Source organism: Bacillus atrophaeus (assembly GCF_039519175.1).
Classification (GTDB): domain Bacteria; phylum Bacillota; class Bacilli; order Bacillales; family Bacillaceae; genus Bacillus; species Bacillus atrophaeus.
The window spans coordinates 1,664,209-1,688,072 of sequence record NZ_CP154443.1 but is presented as its reverse complement, the minus strand read 5'-3'; the positions used below and the strand labels follow the sequence as shown (position 1 = coordinate 1,688,072).

Annotated in this window: 21 protein-coding genes and 2 pseudogenes; 9 read left to right on the top strand and 14 right to left on the bottom strand. The window is 45.1% G+C overall.

Annotated elements, in window-relative coordinates:
• Positions 1–49 precede the first annotated feature (49 nt).
• From nasD to cobA, 3 genes are all read left to right on the top strand, one after another.
• Entirely contained in the window at positions 50–2,467 is a 2,418-nt protein-coding gene (nasD, locus tag AAHT65_RS08765) for an NADPH-nitrite reductase (protein ID WP_343311364.1), read from the top strand.
• A 31-nt stretch (positions 2,468–2,498) separates the two neighbouring features.
• Entirely contained in the window at positions 2,499–2,819 is a 321-nt protein-coding gene (gene nirD, locus AAHT65_RS08760) for a nitrite reductase small subunit NirD (RefSeq protein ID WP_277714304.1), read from the top strand.
• A gap of 266 nt (positions 2,820–3,085) precedes the next feature.
• Positions 3,086–4,567 (top strand): uroporphyrinogen-III C-methyltransferase, encoded by a 1,482-nt coding sequence (gene cobA / locus AAHT65_RS08755; RefSeq protein WP_343311363.1) that lies wholly within the window; start codon positions 3,086–3,088, stop codon positions 4,565–4,567.
• A 43-nt stretch (positions 4,568–4,610) separates the two neighbouring features.
• Here the strand turns inward: cobA and AAHT65_RS08750 are convergent, their stop codons facing one another.
• Positions 4,611–5,621, bottom strand: a complete 1,011-nt coding sequence (locus tag AAHT65_RS08750; RefSeq protein WP_343311362.1) for an NAD(P)/FAD-dependent oxidoreductase — start codon at positions 5,619–5,621, stop codon at positions 4,611–4,613.
• A 171-nt stretch (positions 5,622–5,792) separates the two neighbouring features.
• On the opposite strand from AAHT65_RS08750, the gene AAHT65_RS08745 reads away from it, so the two are divergent.
• From AAHT65_RS08745 to AAHT65_RS08735, 3 genes are read left to right on the top strand one after another with little or no spacing between them, the layout of a single operon-like run.
• Positions 5,793–6,659: an alpha/beta hydrolase gene (locus tag AAHT65_RS08745; RefSeq protein ID WP_343311361.1), complete on the top strand. Its 867-nt coding sequence runs from the start codon at positions 5,793–5,795 to the stop codon at positions 6,657–6,659.
• Positions 6,660–6,698: 39 nt separating this feature from the next.
• The gene (locus tag AAHT65_RS08740; protein WP_343311360.1) at positions 6,699–7,583 is read left to right on the top strand and encodes a permease; all 885 of its coding nucleotides are present in this window, start codon (positions 6,699–6,701) and stop codon (positions 7,581–7,583) included.
• 4 nt (positions 7,584–7,587) lie between these two features.
• A complete protein-coding gene (locus tag AAHT65_RS08735) occupies positions 7,588–8,442 on the top strand; it encodes a TIGR03943 family putative permease subunit (RefSeq protein ID WP_061669450.1) in 855 nt (284 codons plus the stop codon).
• A 34-nt stretch (positions 8,443–8,476) separates the two neighbouring features.
• Here AAHT65_RS08735 and AAHT65_RS08730 read toward each other — a convergent pair whose 3' ends face one another.
• The 8 genes and pseudogenes from AAHT65_RS08730 to AAHT65_RS08695 all read right to left on the bottom strand — a co-directional run bounded on the left by AAHT65_RS08730 (position 8,477) and on the right by AAHT65_RS08695 (position 16,820).
• The gene (locus AAHT65_RS08730) at positions 8,477–9,712 is read right to left on the bottom strand and encodes a PucR family transcriptional regulator (protein WP_343311359.1); all 1,236 of its coding nucleotides are present in this window, start codon (positions 9,710–9,712) and stop codon (positions 8,477–8,479) included.
• 149 nt (positions 9,713–9,861) lie between these two features.
• Complete coding sequence (gene putP / locus AAHT65_RS08725) at positions 9,862–11,316, bottom strand: sodium/proline symporter PutP (protein ID WP_425524853.1); 1,455 nt, start codon at positions 11,314–11,316, stop codon at positions 9,862–9,864.
• A gap of 91 nt (positions 11,317–11,407) precedes the next feature.
• Entirely contained in the window at positions 11,408–12,955 is a 1,548-nt protein-coding gene (gene pruA, locus AAHT65_RS08720) for an L-glutamate gamma-semialdehyde dehydrogenase (protein ID WP_343311358.1), read from the bottom strand.
• Between the two features lie 25 nt (positions 12,956–12,980).
• Positions 12,981–13,892, bottom strand: a complete 912-nt coding sequence (locus AAHT65_RS08715; protein WP_088118438.1) for a proline dehydrogenase family protein — start codon at positions 13,890–13,892, stop codon at positions 12,981–12,983.
• Between the two features lie 205 nt (positions 13,893–14,097).
• Positions 14,098–14,871 (bottom strand): nucleotidyltransferase domain-containing protein, encoded by a 774-nt coding sequence (locus tag AAHT65_RS08710; RefSeq protein ID WP_094231331.1) that lies wholly within the window; start codon positions 14,869–14,871, stop codon positions 14,098–14,100.
• Between the two features lie 84 nt (positions 14,872–14,955).
• Positions 14,956–15,912 (bottom strand): cephalosporin C deacetylase, encoded by a 957-nt coding sequence (gene cah, locus AAHT65_RS08705; RefSeq protein ID WP_343311357.1) that lies wholly within the window; start codon positions 15,910–15,912, stop codon positions 14,956–14,958.
• Positions 15,913–16,020: 108 nt separating this feature from the next.
• Positions 16,021–16,148 (bottom strand): annotated as a pseudogene (locus tag AAHT65_RS08700) (LysR family transcriptional regulator); the annotation flags it as partial.
• A gap of 108 nt (positions 16,149–16,256) precedes the next feature.
• Entirely contained in the window at positions 16,257–16,820 is a 564-nt protein-coding gene (locus AAHT65_RS08695) for a shikimate kinase (RefSeq protein ID WP_003328039.1), read from the bottom strand.
• A 522-nt stretch (positions 16,821–17,342) separates the two neighbouring features.
• Here AAHT65_RS08695 and AAHT65_RS08690 point away from each other — a divergent pair.
• Together AAHT65_RS08690 and AAHT65_RS08685 are read left to right on the top strand one after the other, a co-directional pair.
• Positions 17,343–18,134, top strand: a complete 792-nt coding sequence (locus tag AAHT65_RS08690) for a sugar phosphate isomerase/epimerase family protein (RefSeq protein WP_343311356.1) — start codon at positions 17,343–17,345, stop codon at positions 18,132–18,134.
• 66 nt (positions 18,135–18,200) lie between these two features.
• Positions 18,201–18,794, top strand: a complete 594-nt coding sequence (locus AAHT65_RS08685; RefSeq protein ID WP_327853110.1) for an AAA family ATPase — start codon at positions 18,201–18,203, stop codon at positions 18,792–18,794.
• Positions 18,795–18,835: 41 nt separating this feature from the next.
• On the opposite strand, the gene nadE is transcribed toward AAHT65_RS08685, so the two are convergent.
• On the bottom strand, positions 18,836–19,654 hold the full coding sequence (nadE, locus tag AAHT65_RS08680) for an ammonia-dependent NAD(+) synthetase (RefSeq protein ID WP_088116456.1): 819 nt from the start codon (positions 19,652–19,654) through the stop codon (positions 18,836–18,838).
• Between the two features lie 136 nt (positions 19,655–19,790).
• On the bottom strand, positions 19,791–20,387 hold the full coding sequence (locus tag AAHT65_RS08675; RefSeq protein ID WP_343311355.1) for a DUF1989 domain-containing protein: 597 nt from the start codon (positions 20,385–20,387) through the stop codon (positions 19,791–19,793).
• Positions 20,388–20,518: 131 nt separating this feature from the next.
• Between AAHT65_RS08675 and AAHT65_RS08670 the strand changes: the two are divergent.
• Positions 20,519–21,878: pseudogene (locus tag AAHT65_RS08670) on the top strand (amino acid permease).
• On the opposite strand, the gene AAHT65_RS08665 reads toward AAHT65_RS08670, so the two are convergent.
• The 3 genes from AAHT65_RS08665 to AAHT65_RS08655 all read right to left on the bottom strand — a co-directional run bounded on the left by AAHT65_RS08665 (position 21,862) and on the right by AAHT65_RS08655 (position 23,861).
• Entirely contained in the window at positions 21,862–22,623 is a 762-nt protein-coding gene (locus AAHT65_RS08665) for a YqcI/YcgG family protein (protein WP_343311354.1), read from the bottom strand. The pseudogene AAHT65_RS08670 and the gene AAHT65_RS08665 sit on opposite strands and share 17 nt — an antisense overlap.
• Before the next feature lie 69 nt (positions 22,624–22,692).
• Positions 22,693–23,322, bottom strand: a complete 630-nt coding sequence (locus tag AAHT65_RS08660; protein WP_010787571.1) for a LysE family translocator — start codon at positions 23,320–23,322, stop codon at positions 22,693–22,695.
• 74 nt (positions 23,323–23,396) lie between these two features.
• Complete coding sequence (locus AAHT65_RS08655; protein WP_010787570.1) at positions 23,397–23,861, bottom strand: MarR family transcriptional regulator; 465 nt, start codon at positions 23,859–23,861, stop codon at positions 23,397–23,399.
• Between the last annotated feature and the right edge of the window lie 3 nt (positions 23,862–23,864).

The window sequence follows — 23,864 nt, the reverse complement described above, 5'->3', positions numbered from 1 at the left end:
TTTCACTGTGCTACGCTGGAAAAAACATTGATAAGGAGCGGATCATCTGATGGGAAAAAAACAGCTAGTCCTTGTTGGAAATGGAATGGCCGGGGTAAGGGCCATTGAAGAAATACTTAACGTTTCAAAAGACGAATTTCAAATCACAATTTTTGGTTCTGAACCGCATCCCAACTACAACCGAATCCTTCTGTCAAAAGTGCTGCAAGGCGATACCGATATCAAAGACATTACCTTGAATGATTGGAACTGGTACGAAGAAAACAATATTCAATTGTATACAAATGAAACAGTCATCAAAGTGGACCCGGAAAACAAAACCGTGATCACCGATTCAGACAGAATACAGCCTTATGATGAACTGATCCTGGCCACGGGTTCAGTCCCTTTTATCCTTCCGATTCCGGGCGCAGATAAAAAAGGCGTCACAGCGTTCAGAGATATAAAGGATACAGACATCATGCTTGCCGCGTCAAAAGAATATAAAAAAGCCGCAGTGATCGGCGGTGGCTTACTGGGCTTGGAAGCCGCACGCGGGCTGCTCAACCTTGGCATGGACGTGTCCGTTATCCACCTCGCCCCCTTCCTGATGGAGCGTCAGCTTGATGCAACAGCCGGCCGCCTTTTACAAAACGAGTTAGAAAAACAAGGAATGACCTTTTTACTTGAAAAGCAAACAGAAGAAATTTACGGCGATGACAGGGTCAAAGGCGTCAGATTTAAAGACGGCACAAGCATCGAGGCTGACTTAGTCGTCATGGCCGTCGGCATCCGCCCGAATACCAAGCTTGGAGCGGAAAGCGGGATTCCGGTCAACCGCGGAATCATCATCAACGACTATATGCAAACTGAAATCCCGCACATTTATGCGGTCGGCGAATGCGCCGAGCACCGAGGAATAGCGTATGGACTCGTCGCGCCTCTTTATGAGCAGGCAAAGGTACTGGCCAAGCAGATTTGCGGCATTGATACAAACCCATACGAAGGCTCTGTTCTCTCCACTCAATTAAAAGTATCCGGAGTCGAGGTCTTCTCTGCCGGTGACTTTAACGAATCAGACGGCAAAAAGGCCATCAAGGTATTTGATGAGCAAGACGGCATTTATAAAAAAATCGTGCTTCGTGAAAACCAAATCGTCGGGGCTGTCTTATTCGGTGACAGCAGCGAAGGCAATCGCCTATTTTCAATGATCCAAAAAGAAGCTGATATCTCTGAAACATCTAAAATCTCAATTTTACAGCCGCTGAACCAAGAGGCAGGCACCAGCCTTGTCGCCGCCATGAGTGATGATGAAATCATTTGCGGCTGTAACGGTGTGTCAAAAGGAAATATTATTCATGCCATTCAGGAACAGGGCTGTTCGTCAACGGATGAAATCAAAGCATGCACCGGAGCATCCCGTTCATGCGGAGGCTGTAAACCGCTTGTGGAGGAACTCCTTCAGTATACGCTGGGATCAGACTTTGACGCATCGGCGCAAAAAGAAGCCATTTGCGGCTGCACATCATTGTCGAGAGACGAAGTGGTGGAAGAAATCAAAGCCAAAGGGCTGTCACATACGAAGGAAGTCATGAACGTTCTGGGCTGGAAAACGCCAGAGGGCTGCTCCAAATGCCGCCCGGCGCTTAACTACTACTTAGGCATGGTCAATCCGACCAAATACGAGGATGAAAGAACATCCCGCTTTGTCAATGAACGGATGCACGCCAATATTCAAAAAAACGGAACTTACTCTGTCGTGCCAAGAATGTACGGCGGCGTGACCAACTCAAATGATTTGCGCAAAATTGCCGATGTGGTAGACAAGTATGAGATTCCGCTCGTCAAAATGACAGGCGGCCAGCGGATTGATCTGATCGGCGTGAAAAAAGAAGACCTTCCGAAGGTGTGGTCCGACCTCGATATGCCGTCAGGCTACGCGTACGGAAAAACGCTCCGCACGGTAAAAACCTGTGTAGGCGAACAATTCTGCCGCTTCGGCACACAAGATTCCATGGCCTTAGGCATCGCCCTTGAGAAAAAATTTGAAGGACTGAACACGCCTCACAAAGTCAAAATGGCTGTGTCCGCCTGTCCGCGAAACTGCGCAGAGTCCGGCATTAAGGACCTTGGCGTCGTCGGCATTGACGGCGGCTGGGAGCTTTACGTCGGCGGAAACGGCGGAACCCATTTGCGTGCAGGAGATTTATTAATGAAGGTCAAAACAGATGAAGAAGTCTTGGAAATCGCAGGCGCTTATCTGCAATATTACCGGGAAACCGCTCATTATTTAGAACGTACGTCCGCATGGCTGGAGCGGGTCGGTCTATCCCATGTCCAAACCGTATTAAATGATCCGGAAAAACGGCAGGAGCTGAACAACCGAATGAATGAAACACTCTCTGTCCACAAAGATCCGTGGAAAGACTTCTTGGAAGATAAACAAACCTCTAAAGAATTATTTGAAAATGTCGTAACCACATCATAATGACGGAAACAAACATTGAGGAGGAATGGACATGGTGAACAAAAACGTAACGAAAGTATGTATCGGGAGAATGGATGAATTGCCTGAACAATTAGGAAAAACAGTGTATATTGAAGATAAGGAGCTTGCGGTATTTAAGCTCTCGAACGGGAGCATCCGCGCGATCGAAAACCGCTGTCCCCATAAGGGCGGCGTCCTCGCAGAAGGCATCGTCAGCGGCGAATATGTCTTCTGCCCAATGCACGACTGGAAAATCTCCTTAGAAGACGGAAAAGTCCAAGAGCCGGATCACGGCTGTGTCAAAACATACGAAACGCTGATCGAGGGAGAACATGTGTATCTTGTATATTGAGTAAAGACCGGATCACTTTCCAAGTGATCCTCAGATTGTTGACAAAATCCTAAAACAGTTTGATGGTTTTAGGATTTTGTCATCTTTTCAGCGTGATTGAAAACCATTGAAGTCTAGGAAGACCGAGCATCGGAGCGCAGCGAATGTTGAAATTCGTGAGCACCGAAGCGCAGGACTGACAACGAATGCGATGGTTTGTCGGCACGCTGCGGATCACTTTCCAAGTGATCCTTCATTTTTTACAGTGACGGAAGGATGGCGTTATCATGAAAAATGGGATCGTGTATTTTGTGGGAGCCGGGCCTGGAGATCCAAGGCTGATCACCCTGAAAGGAAAACAAGCGTTGGAGGAAGCGGATGTGATTCTATACGATCGGCTTGCAAACCCTAAATTGCTTGAATATGCTCAGCCGGCCTGCCATTTCATTTATTGCGGAAAGCTGCCTGACCGCCATTTTATGAAGCAAGCAGAAATTAATGCCCTGCTGATTGAAAAAGCATCAGAAGGCTTAACCGTTGTCCGTTTGAAAGGCGGAGACCCGAGCGTTTTCGGCAGGGTCGGCGAGGAAGCCGAAGCCCTCTATCAACACGGTATCCGCTATGAAATGGTTCCGGGCATTACATCAGGAATTGCAGCGCCGCTATATGCGGGAATCCCCGTCACGCATCGGGATTTCGCCTCTTCCTTCGCCATGATCACCGCACATGATACATCACTAAAAGGCACTCCGAATCTTGACTGGGAAGGGCTTGCCCGCGGTGTTCAAACCCTTGTATTTTACATGGGTGTTAAGAATTTGGCCTTTATCTGTCAACAGCTCATCGCATACGGAAAGTCTCCTTCCGTCCCTGTTATGGTCATTCAATGGGGAACGTGGGGCCGGCAGCGCAGCGTAAAAGGCACATTAATGGACATCCATCAAAAAGCGGCAGATGAACAGATTAAAAACCCTGCGATTATCGTAATCGGCGATATCGTCTCTTTTCAAAAGCATAGCTGGTTTGAATCAAAACCTTTAATCGGCCGCCATATTATGATGATTACATCTGGTGAAGAAGAAAGCCCCATCGCAAAAGAGCTGCGCAAAAATGGAGCAGATGTCATCGAATGGCCAAAATGGAACGTGCAAAAAACACCGATCGATGAAAACATATTGAATCGGCTTGAGTCCTTTGAAGACATATTATTTACGTCCCGGCGTGCTGTATGTGAATTTTTTCGTATGTTGGCATCAAAGAAGATGGACATTCGCCAACTAAGAGGCCGTCTGTCCGCTGACTCTTTATCGGCTAAGGCTGAGCTTGAAAAAAGAGGATTCTACATTGCGAGTAATATTCAGTATAACGGGGCCTTATTAATCATAGGAGAAAAACAGACCGTTCAAGAGAAATTTCATCATCTGGACTTGTGCAGCTCTTATGACGTATTCATCACTCATGAAAATGTGATTGATGACCGATTCACATCTATTTTCAAACGAACGATCGATGAAACTCCATTACAACTCATTTTGTGTGAAAACAAAAAATGTATGGAACAGCTTATTCGTGAGAAAGGACAAATTGGAGTTTTACCCGAACAAAGCAAAGAGCCGATACCGGTTGTTTGTTTAAGTGAGGAAGCTGAAGAAACTGCCAGACAACACGGGTTTCCGGATGTCCAACGTGTCAAAGCTGACGGAACTTCTCTAATCGACTATATTCACAATCATCAGCACCACGCAGAAAAAAGGCTCCTTCACAGCTGATATACAATAAGCCCTTGCTTTCGACCATCGCAAGGGCCTTCTTCTATTTATGGATTAATTTCTTATGATGCGTCGAATACATCGCCATGTTTTCCGCCTCTGGGTCGAGATAGGCCTTCGCGCTGTTGACCGCTGTCGGACCTTCAGTGAGACCCCCGGCAATCAATCTGAGCTTGCTCTCGTAACTAGCAGCATCACCCGCGACAAACACACCGGGAAGATTCGTCCGCATATGTCTGTCAGCTTTAATCCGGCCTTCTTCAATATCTAAACCCCAGTCTTGCATCGGGCCGAGATCAATTTTAAACCCGTGGTTAATAATGAGTTCATCAAGGTCGATTTCTTCGGTATGCCCAGACTCAGTATGACAAACGGTGACGCTTTCGATGCGTTCTTCTGTGCCGCTGAGATGTTCCAGCCGATAAGGAGTAAGCACCCGTGCAGATGACTGCTTCATTTTCGTCACGCTGCTTTCCAGTCCGCCGAATTCCTCCCGGCGGTGCACGACAGTAACAGACGCCGCAATCGGTTCCAGCTCATTGGCCCAGTCGACCGCAGTATCTCCCCCACCAGAAATCACGACCCGTTTGCCTTTAAACGCATCAAGCTTCTCCACTTTATAATGAAGATTTTTCCCCGCATATCGGCTCGCATCCTCGCTGTCAAACTCATTGACCTCAAGCGTGCCCATACCGACAGCCAAAATGACGGTTCGTGTATAGTGCTTTTCCCCCTCAGCACTTGTCAGCACCATGGTTCCGTCATCCAGACGCCCAAATCCGGTCACTCGCTGATTCAGGACAATATCAGGGTCAAACGTTGCCGCCTGCTCCTTCAGCTGTTCGATCAGCTTCTCCCCGGCAATCCCCGGTATCCCGCCGATATCGCGAATGATTTTCTCAGGGAAAAATAAAGACACCTTTCCCCCGAGCCGCGGCAGAAACTCGATCACTTTCGTTTTCAGCTCCCGCATGCCGCTGTAAAAAGCAGTAAACAGCCCGATCGGTCCCCCGCCTATAATCGTGACGTCATACACCTCTTGGTTCTCAGCCATCCGTCCTGCCTCCCGTTTAAATCTATTATCAACGTTGCTTCATTTTAATTGAGAATGAATATCAATACAAAGTATATCATATTTCAAGAGTTTGGTGTCCATTCATTTCATCAGCTTGTGGAAAATAGTCAAAGATCCTATAATAGTCAGAAAACAAACGAGGCGAAATTGATGAAACGACGAGTCGAAACCATAACAGTCGAAGGCCTTACACTTGAATATTCGATCGCCGGCAAAGGAGCGCCCCTCCTTCTCATGCATGGCGGACATGCCAATTGTTACGAAGAATTTGGATACAAGGCACTGATTGAACATGGTTATTCAATCATCACTCCTTCAAGACCTGGTTATGGACAAACATCAAAAGAGATCGGAAAAAGTCTTGCCCAAGCCTGCCGGTTTTATGTAAAACTATTAGATCATTTACACATAGAAAGCGTTCACGTACTCGCCATATCAGCAGGAGGTCCGAGCGGCATATGCCTTGCCTCACAGTATCCAGAACGAGTTAATAGCCTGATTCTGCAATCTGCAGTCACTAAAGAATGGCTCACCCCTCAAGACACGGAATACAAAGTGGGCAGAGTTTTCTTCCGTCCGCCGATTGAAAAGTGGGTGTGGAAGCTAGTTTCTTCCCTGAATAATGCCTTCCCTCGCATGATGTTTGCCGCAATGAGCCCCCAGTTCAGTACGCTTTCTTTTCAGCAAATCAAGCCCATGATGGCCGAGGAAGACGTGGAAGCGTTTCGGAAAATGAACAGCCGCCAGCGCTCAGGAGAAGGATTTCTGATTGACTTGTCACAAACCGGCTCCGTCTCCTCAAAGGATCTGCAAGCCATTTCATGCCCTGCCCTTATTATGCACAGCCTTAACGACGGACTGGTGCAGCAGTCGCACGCAAATCACGCAAAAAAACACATTCCTGACGCTGTTCTCTGTTTGCTTCACTCATGGGGGCACCTGATTTGGCTAGGGATAGAAGCGGGTGAAACGATCCTTCCTCCTCTTCCGTCAAACAATAAGTGCCTTTCTTCATGATATAATCATAGGCAGCTTTAAAAAAAGCGGAGGTTTTATATGACGACACAATCTTCTTTTCTTCAGCTAAATTCTATTTTTATCAGTATATTAATAGAAGCCATTCCATTTATTTTGATTGGCGTCATTCTTTCCGGACTCATTCAAATGTTTGTTTCAGAAGAAATGATTGCAAAAATTATTCCGAAGAACCGGTTCCTGGCTGTGCTATTCGGGGCGCTGACCGGAATATTGTTCCCGGCCTGCGAATGCGGCATCGTGCCGATCACGAGACGGCTTCTTCTCAAAGGGGTGCCGCTCCACGCGGGCATCGCTTTTATGCTGACCGCGCCTATCATCAATCCGATTGTTTTGTTCTCTACATACATTGCATTCGGAAACAAATGGAGCGTTGTCTTCTACCGGGGCGGGCTTGCACTTGTCGTGTCTATTGCTGTCGGGCTGATTTTATCGTACCAGTTCAAGGACAACCAGCTGCTTGAGCCTTCCGAACCCGTACATCAGCATCATCATACACAAAGTTTGCTGCAAAAATTGGGCGGAACGATGCGGCATGCCATTGATGAGTTTTTTTCAGTGGGAAAATATTTGATTATCGGCGCCTTCATCGCGGCCGCCATGCAGACGTATGTCAAGACCTCCACTCTGCTTTCAATCGGGCAAAATGATGTGTCCTCTTCCCTTGTGATGATGGGTCTGTCGTTTGTCTTATCTCTCTGTTCAGAAGTAGATGCCTTTATCGCATCTTCCTTCAGCAGCACATTTTCATTAGGATCGTTAATCGCCTTTCTTGTTTTTGGTGCGATGGTTGATATTAAAAATCTGTTAATGATGCTTGCGGCTTTTAAGAAACGATTTGTTTTCCTGCTCATTACGTATATCGTCGTGATTGTATTGGCGGGATCATTACTTGTGAAGGGGTGATCGGATGTTTCGTCTATTAGTGCTGATGGGATTTACCTTTTTCTTTTATCATCTGCACGCCTCAGGAAATCTGACAAAATATATTAATATGAAATATTCCTACCTGTCCTTTATCGCGATCTTCCTGTTGGGCATCCTGACAGTCGTTCAGGCGTATCTTTATATCAAAACGCCGGAAAAAGGAAAACACCATCATCATGATCAAAACTGCGGCTGCGGCCACGATCATGATCATGAACAACACAAGCCATTTTACAAACGTTATTTTATTTATCTAGTTTTTCTTTTCCCTTTGGTTTCAGGCATTTTCTTCCCGATCGCCACGCTCGATTCAACGATTGTAAAGGCAAAAGGCTTTTCATTCAAAGCCATGGAATCCGGCGATCACTACTCGCAAACCCAATATTTGCGGCCGGACTCCAGTCTTTATTATGCTGATGACAGCTACAACAAGCTCATGAAAAAGCTGTATAAGAAATACTCGGGCCAGAAACATATTTCTCTAACCGATGAGGATTTCTTGAAAGGGATGGAAACCATCTACAATTATCCGGGTGAATTCCTCGGACGAACGATTGAGTTTAACGGATTTGCTTATAAGGGGAATGCCATTAACAAGAAGCAGCTCTTTGTGCTGAGATTCGGCATCATTCACTGTATCGCTGATTCCGGCGTATATGGGATGCTTGTGGAGTTTCCGAAGGACATGGATATAAAAGATGACGAATGGATTCATATTAAGGGCACACTGTCCTCAGAATATTACCAGCCATTCAAATCAACGCTTCCCGTCGTGAAAGTGACAGACTGGAAGACGATTAAGAAACCTGACGATCCCTATGTATACCGGGGATATTGAAAATTTGAAACCAGTACAAGTACTGGTTTCTTTTTTAATCCTTTTTCATCAGGATCAAATCAAGATAAAGCTGGCACCTCGTTTTGAAGTCGCTTAGATCAATGGATGTCATTTCGAGTATCTGCTTAATGCGGTAGTTTAATGTATTTTGATGAATAAACAGCTGTTCTGCGGCTGGTTTTGTTTTGCAATTATTCAAGAGATAGATTTCCAGTGTTTTCAGCAGCTCTGTACTGCTTTCCCTGTCCTTCGCCTTTATTAATGCCAAGTCTTTATTGAAATATCCGAGACGCTGATTCTTTTCATCTATGCTTTCAAGATAGCGGTAAATGCCGAGTTTGGCGTATTCATACGGAATGTTCTCCTGATTACCCGTGATTTCCGCCGCTTTAATGACTTCCAGTGCTTCTATGTAACTCTTGCCAAGATTCAAAATGTTATCATAAACGTTACCGATACCGATATAAATTGGGGTAGGAATTTTTTGAAAGTGAAAATGAGTTAACAGCTTGTTAATAAATTCAGCAGCTGCTGAGGAGACGGAGCTTTTTTGGGAAAAACTCGCTACGACAATTACAATATTCGATTCAATGGTTAGCACATGGCTGACCTTATCCCGTAAATTGAGGTATGATCTGATGTTTTCTTTTAAATCCTCCACGGCTTCTCCATCCCCATTGGCAGCGTGTAAGATCACGACAGAAAACACGGAAGGCAGCACGGTGTTGATTTTCTCAGCTTCCCGCCTGAGTTCCTTTTCGGATGAAAATTGCTGATAAATAGCCCTTTTCACCAAGTCTTCCGATCTTTCTTCTTTTTCCTGTTTCAGCTTTTTTGTTTTATATATGATCTTCCCTACATGAAAGGAAGTCTCGTACAAAAACGCCAGCTCTTCCTCTGTAAGATTGCAATCAAGCTCTTGAATCCAGATGTAGCCCATGACTTCCCCTTTGTGCTTAGCACTCACGACTACCCTCTGGTTTAACCCGATGCTCTCTATTTTTGTGACTCGAAATGGTTCAGGAACCGTTTTTAACTTTTCTATGATTCCGTCTTTCAAAAATCTCTCGAATATTTGCACCGGACACTTCTTCGAGAAAATCGTCTGCTGGTTCGCGGAATCAAAATGGTTAATGTAATAAGAATTGTAGGCAAGCAAAAAGAAATCCGCGCTTTCCAGAATCACCGGTTTTTGTAATTCATAGCTGATAAAATCAATTAATTTATCAATGTCTGAAAATGAAAAAACTCTCTCTAAAAGCTCTTCCATACCTTTTTTCTCCTATGCTTTTTTACTTTAATCATACTTTGTACAAGGGCTTTTTGTATAGGAAAATATAAGATTGTTTCCTAAATGCTCTCCTCAAGGAAAAAAGAGGAAGAAAGATGATTCCCTTCCTCCTCTTTTCTATATCCCCTTTACTGTGACAGCGTATCTTTATAGTCTTTAAACTGCTCTGCGACTGCTTTTGACGGAGCCTGTGTCAATAAGCTGACAACAAAGACAGATAGCAGACTCGCGGCAAAGCCGGGAATCATTTCATACAGAAAGTCCGAAAGACCGGCATTCGCCCAAATGATTACAGTAACTGCCCCTACAATCATGCCGGCGAGTGCCCCCCATTTGGTCATCCGTTTCCAAAACAAACTGAGCAAGATAACAGGCCCGAATGCTGAACCAAAGCCGGCCCAGGCATAACTGACTAAGCCCAAGATCGTGTTGTTTTTCTCCCATGACAATATTAAAGCGATGATTGAAACAGCAAGCACAGACAGCCGGCCTAATAACACCAGTTCTTTATCTGAAGCTGAACGTCTGAATACCGCCTTATACAAATCTTCCACCAAAGAGCTTGATGTTACAAGCAGCTGCGAAGAAATCGTGCTCATAATGGCTGCTAAGATGGCTGAAATCAAAAATCCGGTAATGATCGGGTGAAACAAAATATCTCCCAATTGGATGAAGATTGTTTCCGGGTCCTTCAATGTAAGGCCCCGCTGATTGTAATATGCGATTCCCGCCAAACCAGTCAGCAATGCGCCGATAGCCGAAAGAATCATCCATCCCATTCCGATTCTTCGGGCCCGTTTGATCTCTTTTACTGACGTAATCGCCATAAAACGCACAATAATATGAGGCTGGCCAAAGTAACCCAGACCCCAAGCAAACAATGAAATAATACTAAGCACGCTGGTTCCTTTGAAAATATCAAACAATTCCGGATTAACTGAACGGATTTCGGCAGTTGTTTCTCCTACTCCGCCGGTATGAAACAATGTGACAATCGGTACAAGTATAAGAGCCGCAAACATAATAATCCCCTGAACGAAGTCAGTCCAGCTGACCGCAAGAAACCCTCCAAACAATGTATAAGCGACGACGACACCTGTCACAACCCATAACCCCGTATGATAATCCATACCTAAAATACTGTTAAACAATACACCGCCTGATACCATTCCAGACGAAACATAAAAGGTGAAAAAGATTAAGATGACGAGTCCCGAAAACAGTCTGAGAATCTTGGTATGATCACCAAAGCGATTTTCAAGAAATCCCGGAATTGTGATGGAATTCCCCGCCTTTTCGGTATACGTTCTTAATCGAGGCGCTACAAACAGCCAGTTTGCCCATGCACCTAAAACGAGTCCGAACGCAATCCATGCGCCGCTGAGCCCGGTTGAAAACATTGCGCCCGGCAGCCCCATTAAGAGCCAGCCGCTCATGTCAGCCGCTCCCGCACTGAGAGCCGTAACGGCCGGACCTAATGACCTTCCTCCAAGCATGTAATCTGTCAGATTTGAAGTTCGTTTGTAAGCAAAGTAGCCGATCAAAAGCATGCCCACCATATAAATACATATTGAAATAATCAGCTGCGTGTTTTCTATAGCACTTCCTCCTCCGCTATGTTGTGATATGGATAGAATGGACATCCCCGCAGGGAGGATGCCCATTTATTCCCGATTAAAACATTTCACTGATTGTTTTTGCCTGCATGTGCAGAGCCAAGTAATCCGGACCGCCGGCTTTTGAATCCGTACCGGACATTTTGAAGCCGCCAAACGGATGGTAGCCGACAATCGCGCCTGTACAGTTACGGTTGAAGTATAGGTTGCCCACATGGAACTCCTGTTTCGCGCGTTCAATATGCTTGCGGTTGTTTGTGATCACCGCGCCTGTCAGACCGTATTCCGTATTGTTCGCCACTTCTAAAGCTTCATCAAAATTTGACACTTTAGAGAAACCGACAACAGGACCGAAAATTTCTTCCTGCATCAATCTTGCATTCGGATCAAGGTCGGCGAAAATGGTCGGCTTGATGAAGTAGCCTTTTGAATCGTCACCAGTGCCGCCGCTCACTAAACGGCCTTCCTCTTTTCCGATCTCGATATAACTCATAATTTTATCATAAGAACCTTGATCAATGACAGGTCCCATATAAACATCTGCGCTGTCAGGGCTTGCCGTCACTTTTGATTCCGTGATTTCAATAACGCGCTTCAAGACTTGATCATACACTTTTTCATGAACTACTGCACGTGAACCCGCGGAACATTTTTGGCCTGCGAATCCGAACGCTGAAGTAAAGATCGATTGGGCAGCCAATTCAACGTCTGCATCCTCATCGACAACAACCGTATCTTTACCGCCCATTTCAGCAATCACACGCTTCAGGTGCTGCTGGCCAGGCTGTACTTTTGCGGCGCGCTCAAAAATTCTTGTTCCGACTTCTCTTGATCCAGTGAACGTAATAAGGCTTGTTTTCGGATGATCGACAAGGTAGTCGCCCACTTCAGCGCCGCTTCCCGGAACAAAATTGACAACGCCTTTCGGAAGACCTGATTCTTCAAGCACTTCTACGAACTTAGCAGCGATGACCGGTGTTGCGCTAGCCGGTTTCAGAACAACCGTATTTCCTGTCACAATCGGCGCTACAGTTGTACCTGCCATGATCGCAAATAAGAAGTTCCAAGGCGGAATAACAACCGCTACACCCATCGGCGTGTATACATATTGGTTCTTTTCGCCTTCGCGGCTGTTTACAGGCTTTCCTTTTGCCAATTCAACCATCTGGCGCGCGTAATATTCCATAAAGTCAATCGCTTCTGCCGTATCAGCATCCGCTTCATTCCAAGGTTTTCCCGCTTCTTTCACAAGCAAAGCCGAGAATTCATGCTTTCTGCGGCGGACTTTGGCAGCAGCGCGGAATAGAACAGCCGCTCTTTCTTCAGGAGTTGTGTATCTCCACTCTTCGAACGCTTTCGCAGCGGCTTCGATTGCCTGTTCTGCATGTTCTTGTGATGCTTTTGAGACTCTGCCGACAACTTCTTCTTTATTCGCCGGGTTGATAGATACGATTTTTGCTTCTGTTTCCACTTTTTCTCCATTGATGACAAGCGGATAATCTTTGCCTAAATATTCGTTTACAACGGCAAGCGCCTTTTGGAATTCCTCAATATTCTTCTGATCTTGAAAATTAGTGAATGGCTCGTGTTTGTAAGGTGTTGTCATAGTAATCTCTCCTTCTGTGTTGGTGTTATTTCTTCGTCATACCTTTAAATGCGAATGCGATGTTTGACGGGCGTTCAGCCAGACGTCTCATAAAATAGCCGTACCAATCGTTTCCATATGGGAGGTACACTCTCATGTTATATCCTTCTTTTACGAGGCTTTGTTGGGTTTGCGAGCGCATGCCGTACAGCATCTGAAACTCAAACATGTCTTTCGTGATGTTATGCTCACTGGCAAGCTGTTTCGTAAACTCAATCATTTTGTCGTCATGCGACGCAATTGCAGTATAGTGACCGTTTAAAAGCTGCTTTCGAATGATCTTTTTATAATTGGCATCCACGTCAGCCTTTTCAGGGTAAGCAACCTTCTCTGATTCCTTATAAGCCCCTTTTACGAGACGCAGGAACGGTTTTAACGAATCCAGTTCATCAATATCCTGTTCCGTCCGATATAAGTACGCCTGCAAAACTGTGCTCACATACTCGTAACGGCTTCTGAAATCTTTGAAAATATCAAGCGTTTTCTGGCATCTTGTTTCATCTTCCATATCAATCGTGACCATGATCTTGTGTTTTTCCGCCGTTTGAAGGATCTTCGTCATATTTTGATAGACAAGATCAAGATCTATATCAAGACCTAATGACGTCATTTTTAAAGAAACTTGCGAATTTAATTGCTGGTCCGCAATCGTCTCGATCGTCCGAATACACTCTTCAGTCCGTTCTTTCGCGACTTCACTGCTGTTTACGAATTCACCCAAATGGTCGACAGTAACAGACAAGCCCTGATGATTAAGCTGTCGAATTGTCGGGATCGAACTGTTAAAATCATTGCCCCCGATAATTTTACCCGCCGCCACTCGGCTTCCCCAGCTTTGCGCCATCTTATTCAATAAGCTGCTTTTGGACAAAAATAAGAAAAAATCTCTTGTAATCACTTCCAACATTAACACCCCGCAATCTAAGAAGTATTTGTATGTGTTTATTGTAAAGGGACAAAACCTCCGTTCACAATATTCTCAAAATACAAAGATTCTGATTATTTTTGTGGTTTTACCACAATCAGCTTCGTAGAAACGGGGCGATATTTGTCGAAAAGAAAGAACAGAAAGCGACAAGATTCATCATCTTTCCGTTCCCTGTTTAAGGAGTCCACACCTCTTCAACGGTTTGCAAAAGCAGGCGGTCAAGCTCTGGGGTGATATCCGCTTTATCCGTTTTTAAGGCCCTTGCGAATTGGGCGATGCCCTCTATCTCGGTCTCGATAAACTCATGTATCAAATGAATTCTCGGCTCCAGATCGAGTTCTTCTCCTTTCCTTTTGCGGTCCAGCAAGTGTTCAATCTCAGATTTCAGTCCGTCATCCGTAATGAGTTCATTCATCAGCACTGAAAAATCCATTGGCGGAATGGTTGCGTGTTTTCTAATCCACCCGCATGCCAGTATCGGCCGCAGGACATAAAAATATTTCTTGATCTTCACTTCGTCCTTTTGCAGGTAATCCTTGACGTTCCCCTTCGCCATATTGAGATAGTGGTACACACTGGCTTCCGGAGAAAAAGCCGCCGTCCGCAGCTCTCTCAGCTGATCTGCTGTGGTAAATGCTTCGTAATAAACAATCTCGGACGACAGCCATTCCAGAAGCGGCGGATTTGATTTTTTAAAAAGGCGAAGGGTTTTCCGCAATTCCCAGCCGCTGATGTCAAGCAAATCATGAATCGGTTCTTCAATCACGTCCCTCTGAGGTTCGATGGAAAAGTACCACTCTTTTTTCGGCACGTAAATAAAACGGACATCATAATCGCTGTCTTGCGACGGAAACCCCCATGCACGGCTTCCCGATTCAACGGCATATACAATTTTGACTGCATATTTTTCTTCAATTTGTTTCAATTCTTGAAGGATTCTCTTTTTCATATCTATTCGACTCCCGTCTTTTTTCATTCCCCCTGATTTTACAGAAAAAAAGCCGCCTGCTTACTATTGGCGGCTACACGTATCTCAGCCTTTTAAATGCTGCATGAAATAGGCGAGCTTTTCCGTTTGAAAGGCTGGGATATACTCATGGCCGAAATAGCGGTATACCTTCAGTTCCTTTTCTGTTTTCAGGTGATTATACGCGGCAAACACTGTCGATGGCGGGGTTACTTTGTCAATCAGGCCGATTGACATAAGGACAGGCGCTTTCACCCGGTGAGCTAAGTTCATAATATCAAAATACGCGAGTGTCTTCATGGCCGTTTCTTCTGTTTCAGGGCTGCCGTTTTTTCTAAAAAAGGAGTTAATCTCAAGGTATGGCTGATCAAGAGCGACATCAATGGCACGCTCAAAGTTGCTTAAATAGGGATACTCCGCCACCGCCGCTTTCGGAATGTCTGACAAGGCGGCTGCGGCGATTGTCAGGCCGCCGCCTTGGCTTCCGCCCGTCACACCGATTCTCGTTTCGTCCACCTCGTCAAAGCTGCTGATGACTTCAAGCGCGCGTACGGCATCTAAATAAACACCTCTGTAATAGTACGTCTCTTTATCTAGAATTCCCTTTGTCATCCAGCCCAATGCGTGCCCGTGCGGAGAAATGCTTGTGTCCTCACTGCTGTGCTGCCCGCGGACTAGCATACCGAATGCAGCGTATCCGTGAAGCGCCCAATTCACCATTTCATGTATTTCGCCATCGTAACTCGCATTGTAACCGTGATATTTCACGATCGCCGGATGCGGGCCCGTTTTATCAGGCACAGCGTACCATCCGGCAATTTTTGCGCTGCCGAAGCTTTTATATGTCAGGCGGAACACCTTAACTCCGGCAGCGGGATAATCCACTGGCTGTAAGTCCGGCTCTGCTTGAACATTCGCAAGCTCCGCCAGTGACGCCTCCCAAAAATCAGAGAAGTCATCCGGTGCTGTTTGTTTTGGCTGATAGGTTTTAAGTTGGTCGAGCGGCATATCGAATAGTTGCATTTCCGATTAAACTCCTTTGTTTTATATGATTTAAAGTTTATGTTTCTATAATATCATGTTCACTTCTCATTTTCGAAATTTTTTTACAACAGCCTATTATCTTTCAACTCATATTTGATTAAACGTTTGTTTTAACGTATCCGGCTGATGGTTTGTGCCGTCAGACTGACATGCCGCTCCTTTAAAAAAGCAAAGACAAGCGTGCGCGACGGAGCGGATTGAAGAGTAAGATACATGTGATTCAAATGGTATGCCGGACGCTTTTTGCTTAAAAGCCATCCTCATCAAAGGGGTAAAAAGATAAATAAAAGCCAGCCGTGCGCATGAAGCGACACGGCTGGCTTTTATTTCATCGGCTGGTACAAGTCCCATCCGATCTTCAAAGTGTCAACAATATAATCCGCAATCTCTTCAGGAGCGAGGTTATCTGTTACTACTTTTGAATTATGCTTATCATATATGCTTTTTCTTTCGTTAAAAAGCTGTTCCATTTCATCCATGGTGCGGTTATGCAGAACCGGACGGCTTTCAATCAGAAGATTCGCCCGCTGCTTCCAGTTTTCCCACGATAAATCCAAATGGAGCACAAGACAATTTTCAAGGCAGCACTGTCTGATCTCCTCTTGTTTAAAGGAGCCGCCGCCTAAGGAAACGATTTTAAACTTTGTATTGCGGCAAATATTCAGGATATAGTCCTTCTCCGTTTTCCGGAAAAAGTCCTCCCCTTTTTGCTCAAACATCTCAGGTATCGTCATGTTAAAATCTTTTTCAATCGCAAGATCAACATCTATAAAATCTCTATATAATTTCTTGGCGACCAGCTGGCCGATTGTTGTTTTTCCTACACCCATAAATCCGATCAGTACAATATTTCTTTCTCTCACAGGAATGGCTCGTTTTGCGTTCATCTTCGGCGAAATCCTCCTAAGGAATGAAAAGATTAAATTTATTATATGACAATTCAGTGTTTAATTATATAGAAGTTCGTGCATTTTGGATATTTGCTGGTAAGACACTTTTGCTTTGCGGTATTCTTTTTTTCCGGCATACCATTATCCCCCTTACTCGAATGAGATTAATTGTACAATAATCCTGAAGATATTTTAATACTTCGACGCAAAAAAGTGATAAATTCTACATGAATACACTTCCAAAAAATTAACTTACGGATAGCACCTCCGTGTATATCTCCCCAGCAAAATTAATCTCCCTTGCCACAGCGAAATGCCGACATTCTGGCTGCGGCGATAGAAGGTGCTCTCAAACAGATTTGCCTTTTTCCCGCTCAGCAGTTCTACGCCTAGCAGCAAGTACAGCATCACAAAGTAAGTTTTTTCAAAAAAAGGTTTTATATCACTTTCAGTGCTGTTTACCTATGATAAACGAAGGGAATAAGGTACAAAATGACGGAATGAACGGAGGTATTTTTTATGAAAGTAAGCTTTTGTACAACAGGGCTAAAAAAACAGAATGTAATGGATGTCATTTCTTTTGCTGAGGAGCACGGCTTTGATGGAATTGATATGTGGTATGGCCACGTTGAGCAATACGAGCAGCAACACGGTCCGCTCGACAGTCTGTATGATCTATTGCAGGAAAAAGGACTGAAGGTGCCCGCCGTCAGCTTGTACACTGATTTCGTGTCGCAGGGTGAAGAACAAACCGAACAGGCTGTTCAAAACGGTCTGAATGCGGCAAGACAGCTTCACAGTCCTCTTATCAGAGTATTTGCAGGCAATCTCGCTTCCAACAGAACGTCTCCCGAAAAGTGGCAGAGTGCAGTTGACCAATTTCAAAAAGCGGCGCATATAGCAGATGACTATGAAGTGAATATCGGTCTGGAAATCCATTACGATACATATGCGGACACACCCGAAGCCGCGCTGAAATTTTTGGAGGATATCGGACATTCGAGACTTCGGACGATTTTCGACGGATCGAATCTTCACGTCAATCACATAGACCAGCTTCCTGCTTTAGAAACCGTCTTTCACACCATCAGCCATATCCATCTAAAGGATTATCATTGGAACTTCGACAGCTGGTATTTGAGTGAACCGAAACCTATCTTCCAAGGGGATCTTGATCAAAAAAGCTTTCTGAAAGAATTAATGAACCGGCAATATGAAGGGTTTGTCTCATTAGAATACTTTGGAGAACACAGCGTGGCGCACATCAAAGAATCGCTGACAGAATTAGAGGCATTTTTTACGCAAAAATAAAGCCCGGACCTTTCCTATGGAAGGGTCTTTTTTATGTATAATACACAATGAAAGGGGATGCGGCAGATGATCATTTGGATTAACGGCGCTTTCGGATCAGGAAAAACGCAAACGTCATTTGAGTTGCACAGAAGGCTGAAACAATCTTATGTGTATGATCCTGAAAAGCTGGGTTTTTCAATGCGGTCAATGATTCCAAAGGAGATCGCCAAAGAGGACTTTCAATCTTACAGTTTGTGGCGGGAATACAATTATTCCATGCTGAAATATGTGGCTGCGGAATATAAAGGCGTGATTATCGTTCCGATGACAATCGTCAATCCCGAGTACTTTGAGGACATAATAGGAAAGCTCAGAACAGATGGACTGCACATTCAGCATTATACATTGATGGCATCGAAACACGTGCTGCAAAAACGGCTGAGAAGCAGAGCTGAAGGAAAAAGCTCATGGGCCGCAAAGCAAATTGACCGGTGTACAGAAGGTCTCGCTGATCAAATCTTCAAGGAGCACATTGATACAGATCATATGTCCATTGAAGAGGCTGCCGAAACGATCGCCTCCAAAGCTAATTTGACGCTGGAACCGGATACGAGAGGGCGCTTCCGAAAACGTGCTGACAGATTACTCGTCACATTAAAGCATATCCGTATATGCTGAAACATCCCCTTTTATCAAAAAGGGGATGTTTTCCAGTCAGCCTATTTCCACCAGTCATCAAACATAGAAGCCGGCACTTGGCGTTTGTGCTCTGTGCTGCGGTAGCGCTTTTCTATTGCTTCAGCAACTTCTGCTGACACAGATTTACCTTCTAAATAATCATCAATGTCATTGTACGTAATGCCAAGCTCAGTCTCATCCGTTTGCTGCGGCTTTTCGTCTAACAAATCTGCGGTCGGCGCTTTTAAGTATAGACGTTCAACTGCTCCCAGCTCTTTTAACAAGCTTCTGCCCTGGCGCTTCGTCAACCCTGTCAGCGGCAAGAGATCCGCGCCGCCATCACCGTATTTCGTAAAAAAGCCTGTGACCGCTTCAGCGGCATGATCCGTTCCAAGCACAAGGAGACCCTCTTGTCCGCCGACCGCATATTGGGCGATCATTCTCGTTCTTGCCTTCACATTCCCTTTATTAAAGTCTGTCAGTGTATCGCCTGTATCTTTCTTATATTGCTCAGCAAATGCGCTGACAGTTGATTGGATATCAAACGTCCACGATTTATCAGGCTTAATAAACTGCAAAGCCAGCTGGGCATCATCTTCGTCCTGCTGTTTGCCATGCGGAAGACGGACGGCGATAAACTCAGCCTCACCGCCTTCTTCCCTCACGCTCTCTACAGCAAGCTGGGCAAGACGTCCCGCAAGCGTTGAATCTTGTCCGCCGCTGATTCCCAATACAAACCCTTTAGCGCCTGTTTTCTTTAAATAGTTCTTTAAAAAGCTGATTCTGTCCTCAATTTCTTGTTTTGGATCAATTGAAGGCTTCACATGTAAATCGCTTATAATTTTTTCCTGCATGCTCATCCCGATCATTCCTCCTGCACATTTTCACTGTTTCTTACTGATTCATTTCCCTAAAAAAGTGAAAATAAATCAATTCAATATGTATCTTTTTTAACTATAGCACAGGTCCCGATGGCAAGTGAATAACGGGGCAGGGTCAGGTGATTTCCACACGCAGCGCTGTGATACTGTCCCCGTTGCATTTCCCTTTTTCAATCGGGCATGAAGAAAAAGCCACCACAAGATCCATCTCCGCCCTCAGCTTCACATAATCTCCCGCTTTGGAAAGCGGCCTTTCTACTGACAGGTTCCCTTTTTCATCTAATACCGTATTCATAAAGATCGCAAACGGATAATGCATATGGGGCCTCGGAACCCCAAATGGTTCAAGCGCTCCGCTCATATTGTCATAACACGTATCCTGAAGCTCATCTTTATGCTTTCCGTATAACAGCCTGTTCATTTCAGGCCGGCATGCGGGAAGCAGCAGATCATGCTTGCCGACCGTGTCCTCAATTAACGTCAGCATCGGTTTATACAGATTCGAGTAAATATGATCGTTTACTTTCACATGAATGGATTGGTTGGCATCAATGGTCGCGCCCTGATCGAAATGCTCGTAAAAATCTTTGGCATGATACGCGACAAAGTCTGCAACTTGCTGCCCCTCGACATCAACCACTTTCAAGATTTGCCCTTTATGCACTTTCAGCCCCAAGCCTTTTTTCGGGAGAACGATAAACTGCTGTGTCATCGGCCAGCTCCTTTTTTACTCTAAGTATTTGTGTCAAACATTTGTTTCATGTACGGCATCAGCAAAATTCCCGATGTATATTACACCCCGGCACGTCGCATCATAATCCTAGATAAAAGGGGTTGAAACTTATGAGTCAAAAAACACAAAACCAACCAAAAGGAAATCTGGCGTGGTGGCAGCTTTCATTAATCGGAATCGGCTGTACGATCGGCACCGGCTTTTTCCTGGGATCAAGCATCGCTATAACGAAAAGCGGTGTTTCCGTGCTCTTGTCGTTTCTCATCGCGGGCCTCGGCACTTTTTTTGTCTTTGAGCAGCTTGCCAAACTCTCAGCGAAACATCCTGAAAAAGGCTCTTTTTGCGCTTATGCAAGAAATGCATTCGGAAAATGGGCAGGCTTCAGCAACGGCTGGCTGTATTGGTCCTCTGAAATGCTGATCACAGGGAGCCAGCTGACAGCCATTTCTCTATTTACGAAGCACTGGTTTCCCAATGTGCCGCTTTGGGTGTTCGCTTCTATTTACGCTGTTCTTGGGCTGTTGGTTATTTTCACCGGGCTTTCCACCTTTGAAAAGACAGAAAATATCTTGGCGATTGTCAAAACAGCCGCGATTTTTATGTTTATCGTCATTGCGATTTTGGCTCTGTGCGGGGTTTTGTCCGGAGGCAGACCTGATGTACAGATTCCCAATGAAACAAAGGAATTTTTCCCTTTTGGCGCAATGGGGTTATGGACGGGCTTAATCTATGCGTTCTACGCATTTGGCGGAATTGAAGTCATGGGGCTGATGGCCGTTCACTTAAAGAAGCCGGAAGAAGCGTCAAAATCAGGTAAACTGATGCTCGCATCACTGGCGATTATTTATGTCATATCCATCGGACTTGCTTTGTTATTGGTTCCTTTACAACATTTCTCTGAACAGGACAGTCCGTTTATCACTTCATTAAAAGGATACAATCTCGATGTCATACTGGATATTTTCAACGGCATTTTTATTATCGCCGGCTTTTCGACCCTTGTCGCCTCCCTATTTGCGGTGACAACATTGCTTTGCACGATGGCCGATGACGGTGACGCGCCTAAATGCTTTACATTAAAAGAAAACAAAAAAATATGCTGGCCGGCGCTCGGTTTGACTTTTGCAGGCTTGGTCCTATCTATCGTTCTTTCTTTAGTGCTGCCTAAAAATATCTACGAACATATGACCACTGCTGCGGGGTTAATGCTTTTGTATACGTGGATGTTTATTCTATTTTCCAGTAAGAAATTGACCAAGCCTTCGGGAATGGGAAAGATGCAAATTTTTTGCGCCATGTTCCTTATTGCTGCCGCTGTTTCAGGCACGCTGTTCGAAAAGTCCAGCCGCCCGGGGTTTTTTGTCAGTCTGGGGTTCCTGGCGATTATCGCCATTGTCACGTGGATTGTACAAAAAAAAGCAGGGGGAACGAAACAGCCCTGCTAATGCGTTATCTATTTTGATCCTTTAAACATGTTCTTTATATAAGAAAAAGGACATTTCGAAACCTGTTTTTCATCATCGCGGAGGAAATACTGCTTCCACTCCAGATTGCCTTTTCCTCCGTACCATCCTAAATGGGGATGTATCGTTGCTTCATCATATTTCTCCAAACGCGAGCGGATCATTTTGCTCATTTTCCTGCCGAATGACGTAGAAGCGTTTAGACCCTCGAATACCCACCTCGGTTGAAACGCCAGCATAAAATAGGGAAAACTTCTGCTTCTTCTTGCCTCATGCGCGGGCGTGGAGCATAAAATAAAATAAGGCTCACCATGAAAACAAAACTCCCATTTATAATGCTCTGGATCAGCCGGAAAGTCTGCGGGCCACTCCTTTTCATCCTGTTCGCTCAGCCTGTTCAAAAACGTCCAAAACAGCTCTTCATACGCTTCAATTGAATAATGCTCAGCCAAGTCCTCCGGCGTTTCAAAAAAAACCAGAAGCGACGCGTATCTACCCGTTTCCCTTGCCAATGCGCCATACTCAGCCAGCAAAGGAGCCAGCTCTTCCGCCGTGCCATACTCCCTCGGATCTCCGGCAAACACGAAGCGAAGCTGATTTGTAAGAAATCCCTGACGTCCGGGAATACATGGGAATGTATTTGCTTCATCGGCCACGGTTTCAGAGAAAAGCTCAAACGCGAACCTTTGCCATTCCGGCAGTTCTGATCGTTTTTCCTCAAGGCAACTTTTGGTGTAAAGTTCACCCACCATGATCCACCTCCAGTATCGTCTGGATACTATATTACAAGCGGCGGCGGCGAGTGACTGTCCCCTTCCATATTACCCTAAAAGTTCTTTCACACCTTGATAACCGAAGTACACACCAAACACGATCAAAGACACACCGGCAATCGCAGTCAGCCCTCTGAGAAATTTTTCATTTAACAGCGATCTAAACGCGCCGGCTAACAGCGCCATACAGAAATCCCAAATCAAAATGCCGATCATGATGCCTGAGCTATAGAGAAGGAGCTGATTCATGCTGTAAGCTTCTGCTGTCTTTGCCAAAATACTTCCGTAAATCCCCAGCCAGAATAGAATGCTCAGCGGGTTGGACAGTGAAATAAAAAAGCCGGAAGTGAATGTCTTTCTAAAGGTTGCCTTTCCTTTAGAGCTTCGGACATTCATCGCTTCTCTGACGTTTTTTAATGTTTCAATGCCCGTATACGTTAAGACAAAAAAACCAAAGAGCCACAAAAAGGTTTTCACAAACGGCGCCGTCAAAAATTGGGACAGCCCGAAATAAATCAAAATCATATAAAGCCCGTCCGCTGCCATCGCGCCTAAACCGAAAACCCATGCGTGCCAAAACCCGTTTTTGATGCCCTTATCGATTTGCGCAGCGTTTACCGGCCCTACAGGCGCTGACAATGACAAGCCCAAGATGATATAGCTAAAAAAGATATTCACTGGCCTGAACTCCCCTCTTTTACTCAACTTGTACAATTTATTCGGGAGAGGGCCAGGCTATGCCCAGAAATAAGTTATTGTTTCAGCCGTTCTAGCTCTTCTTCCATAATAGAAGAGGACTTTCTCAAAAAATCAAAAATAAGTGTAAGCTCTTCTTCCGTGTACTGCCTGCAAAGATTCGCAGTTGATTCCGATAAAGAAGAAAACAGTTGTTTCACCTGTTTTTTTGACTCGGTTAATGGCACAATGATCACCCGCCTGCGGTCGTTCGGATCTTTTTCCCGAATCACGTATCCCGCTTTTTCAAGCCGGTCAATAAGAGCGGTGACTGATCCTGTGCTGAGACCCGTCTTTTTTCCAAGCTCTCCGGCGGTCATTGGACCCCATTCATTTAATAAGTCAGCTGATTTTAAATCGGTGGGAAACAGTCCGAGGGATTGAGCGGCAGCCTGATGAAAAAGGATTGTTCTCGTACCCAATTGACGAAAAATTCGAATGGCGGTCTGCTCCAGCTCATTTCTGGAATTTCTTGTTGACAACTG

Bases quoted from the DNA above. Each gene is read 5' to 3' on its own strand.
- nasD (WP_343311364.1), top strand. From the start codon at position 50: ATGGGAAAAAAACAGCTAGTCCTTGTTGGAAATGGAATGGCCGGGGTA.
- nirD (WP_277714304.1), top strand. From the start codon at position 2,499: ATGGTGAACAAAAACGTAACGAAAGTATGTATCGGGAGAATGGATGAA.
- cobA (WP_343311363.1), top strand. From the start codon at position 3,086: ATGAAAAATGGGATCGTGTATTTTGTGGGAGCCGGGCCTGGAGATCCA.
- AAHT65_RS08750 (WP_343311362.1), bottom strand. From the start codon at position 5,621: ATGGCTGAGAACCAAGAGGTGTATGACGTCACGATTATAGGCGGGGGA.
- AAHT65_RS08745 (WP_343311361.1), top strand. From the start codon at position 5,793: ATGAAACGACGAGTCGAAACCATAACAGTCGAAGGCCTTACACTTGAA.
- AAHT65_RS08740 (WP_343311360.1), top strand. From the start codon at position 6,699: ATGACGACACAATCTTCTTTTCTTCAGCTAAATTCTATTTTTATCAGT.
- AAHT65_RS08735 (WP_061669450.1), top strand. From the start codon at position 7,588: ATGTTTCGTCTATTAGTGCTGATGGGATTTACCTTTTTCTTTTATCAT.
- AAHT65_RS08730 (WP_343311359.1), bottom strand. From the start codon at position 9,712: ATGGAAGAGCTTTTAGAGAGAGTTTTTTCATTTTCAGACATTGATAAA.
- pruA (WP_343311358.1), bottom strand. From the start codon at position 12,955: ATGACAACACCTTACAAACACGAGCCATTCACTAATTTTCAAGATCAG.
- AAHT65_RS08710 (WP_094231331.1), bottom strand. From the start codon at position 14,871: ATGAAAAAGAGAATCCTTCAAGAATTGAAACAAATTGAAGAAAAATAT.
- cah (WP_343311357.1), bottom strand. From the start codon at position 15,912: ATGCAACTATTCGATATGCCGCTCGACCAACTTAAAACCTATCAGCCA.
- AAHT65_RS08695 (WP_003328039.1), bottom strand. From the start codon at position 16,820: ATGAACGCAAAACGAGCCATTCCTGTGAGAGAAAGAAATATTGTACTG.
- AAHT65_RS08690 (WP_343311356.1), top strand. From the start codon at position 17,343: ATGAAAGTAAGCTTTTGTACAACAGGGCTAAAAAAACAGAATGTAATG.
- AAHT65_RS08685 (WP_327853110.1), top strand. From the start codon at position 18,201: ATGATCATTTGGATTAACGGCGCTTTCGGATCAGGAAAAACGCAAACG.
- nadE (WP_088116456.1), bottom strand. From the start codon at position 19,654: ATGAGCATGCAGGAAAAAATTATAAGCGATTTACATGTGAAGCCTTCA.
- AAHT65_RS08675 (WP_343311355.1), bottom strand. From the start codon at position 20,387: ATGACACAGCAGTTTATCGTTCTCCCGAAAAAAGGCTTGGGGCTGAAA.
- AAHT65_RS08665 (WP_343311354.1), bottom strand. From the start codon at position 22,623: ATGGTGGGTGAACTTTACACCAAAAGTTGCCTTGAGGAAAAACGATCA.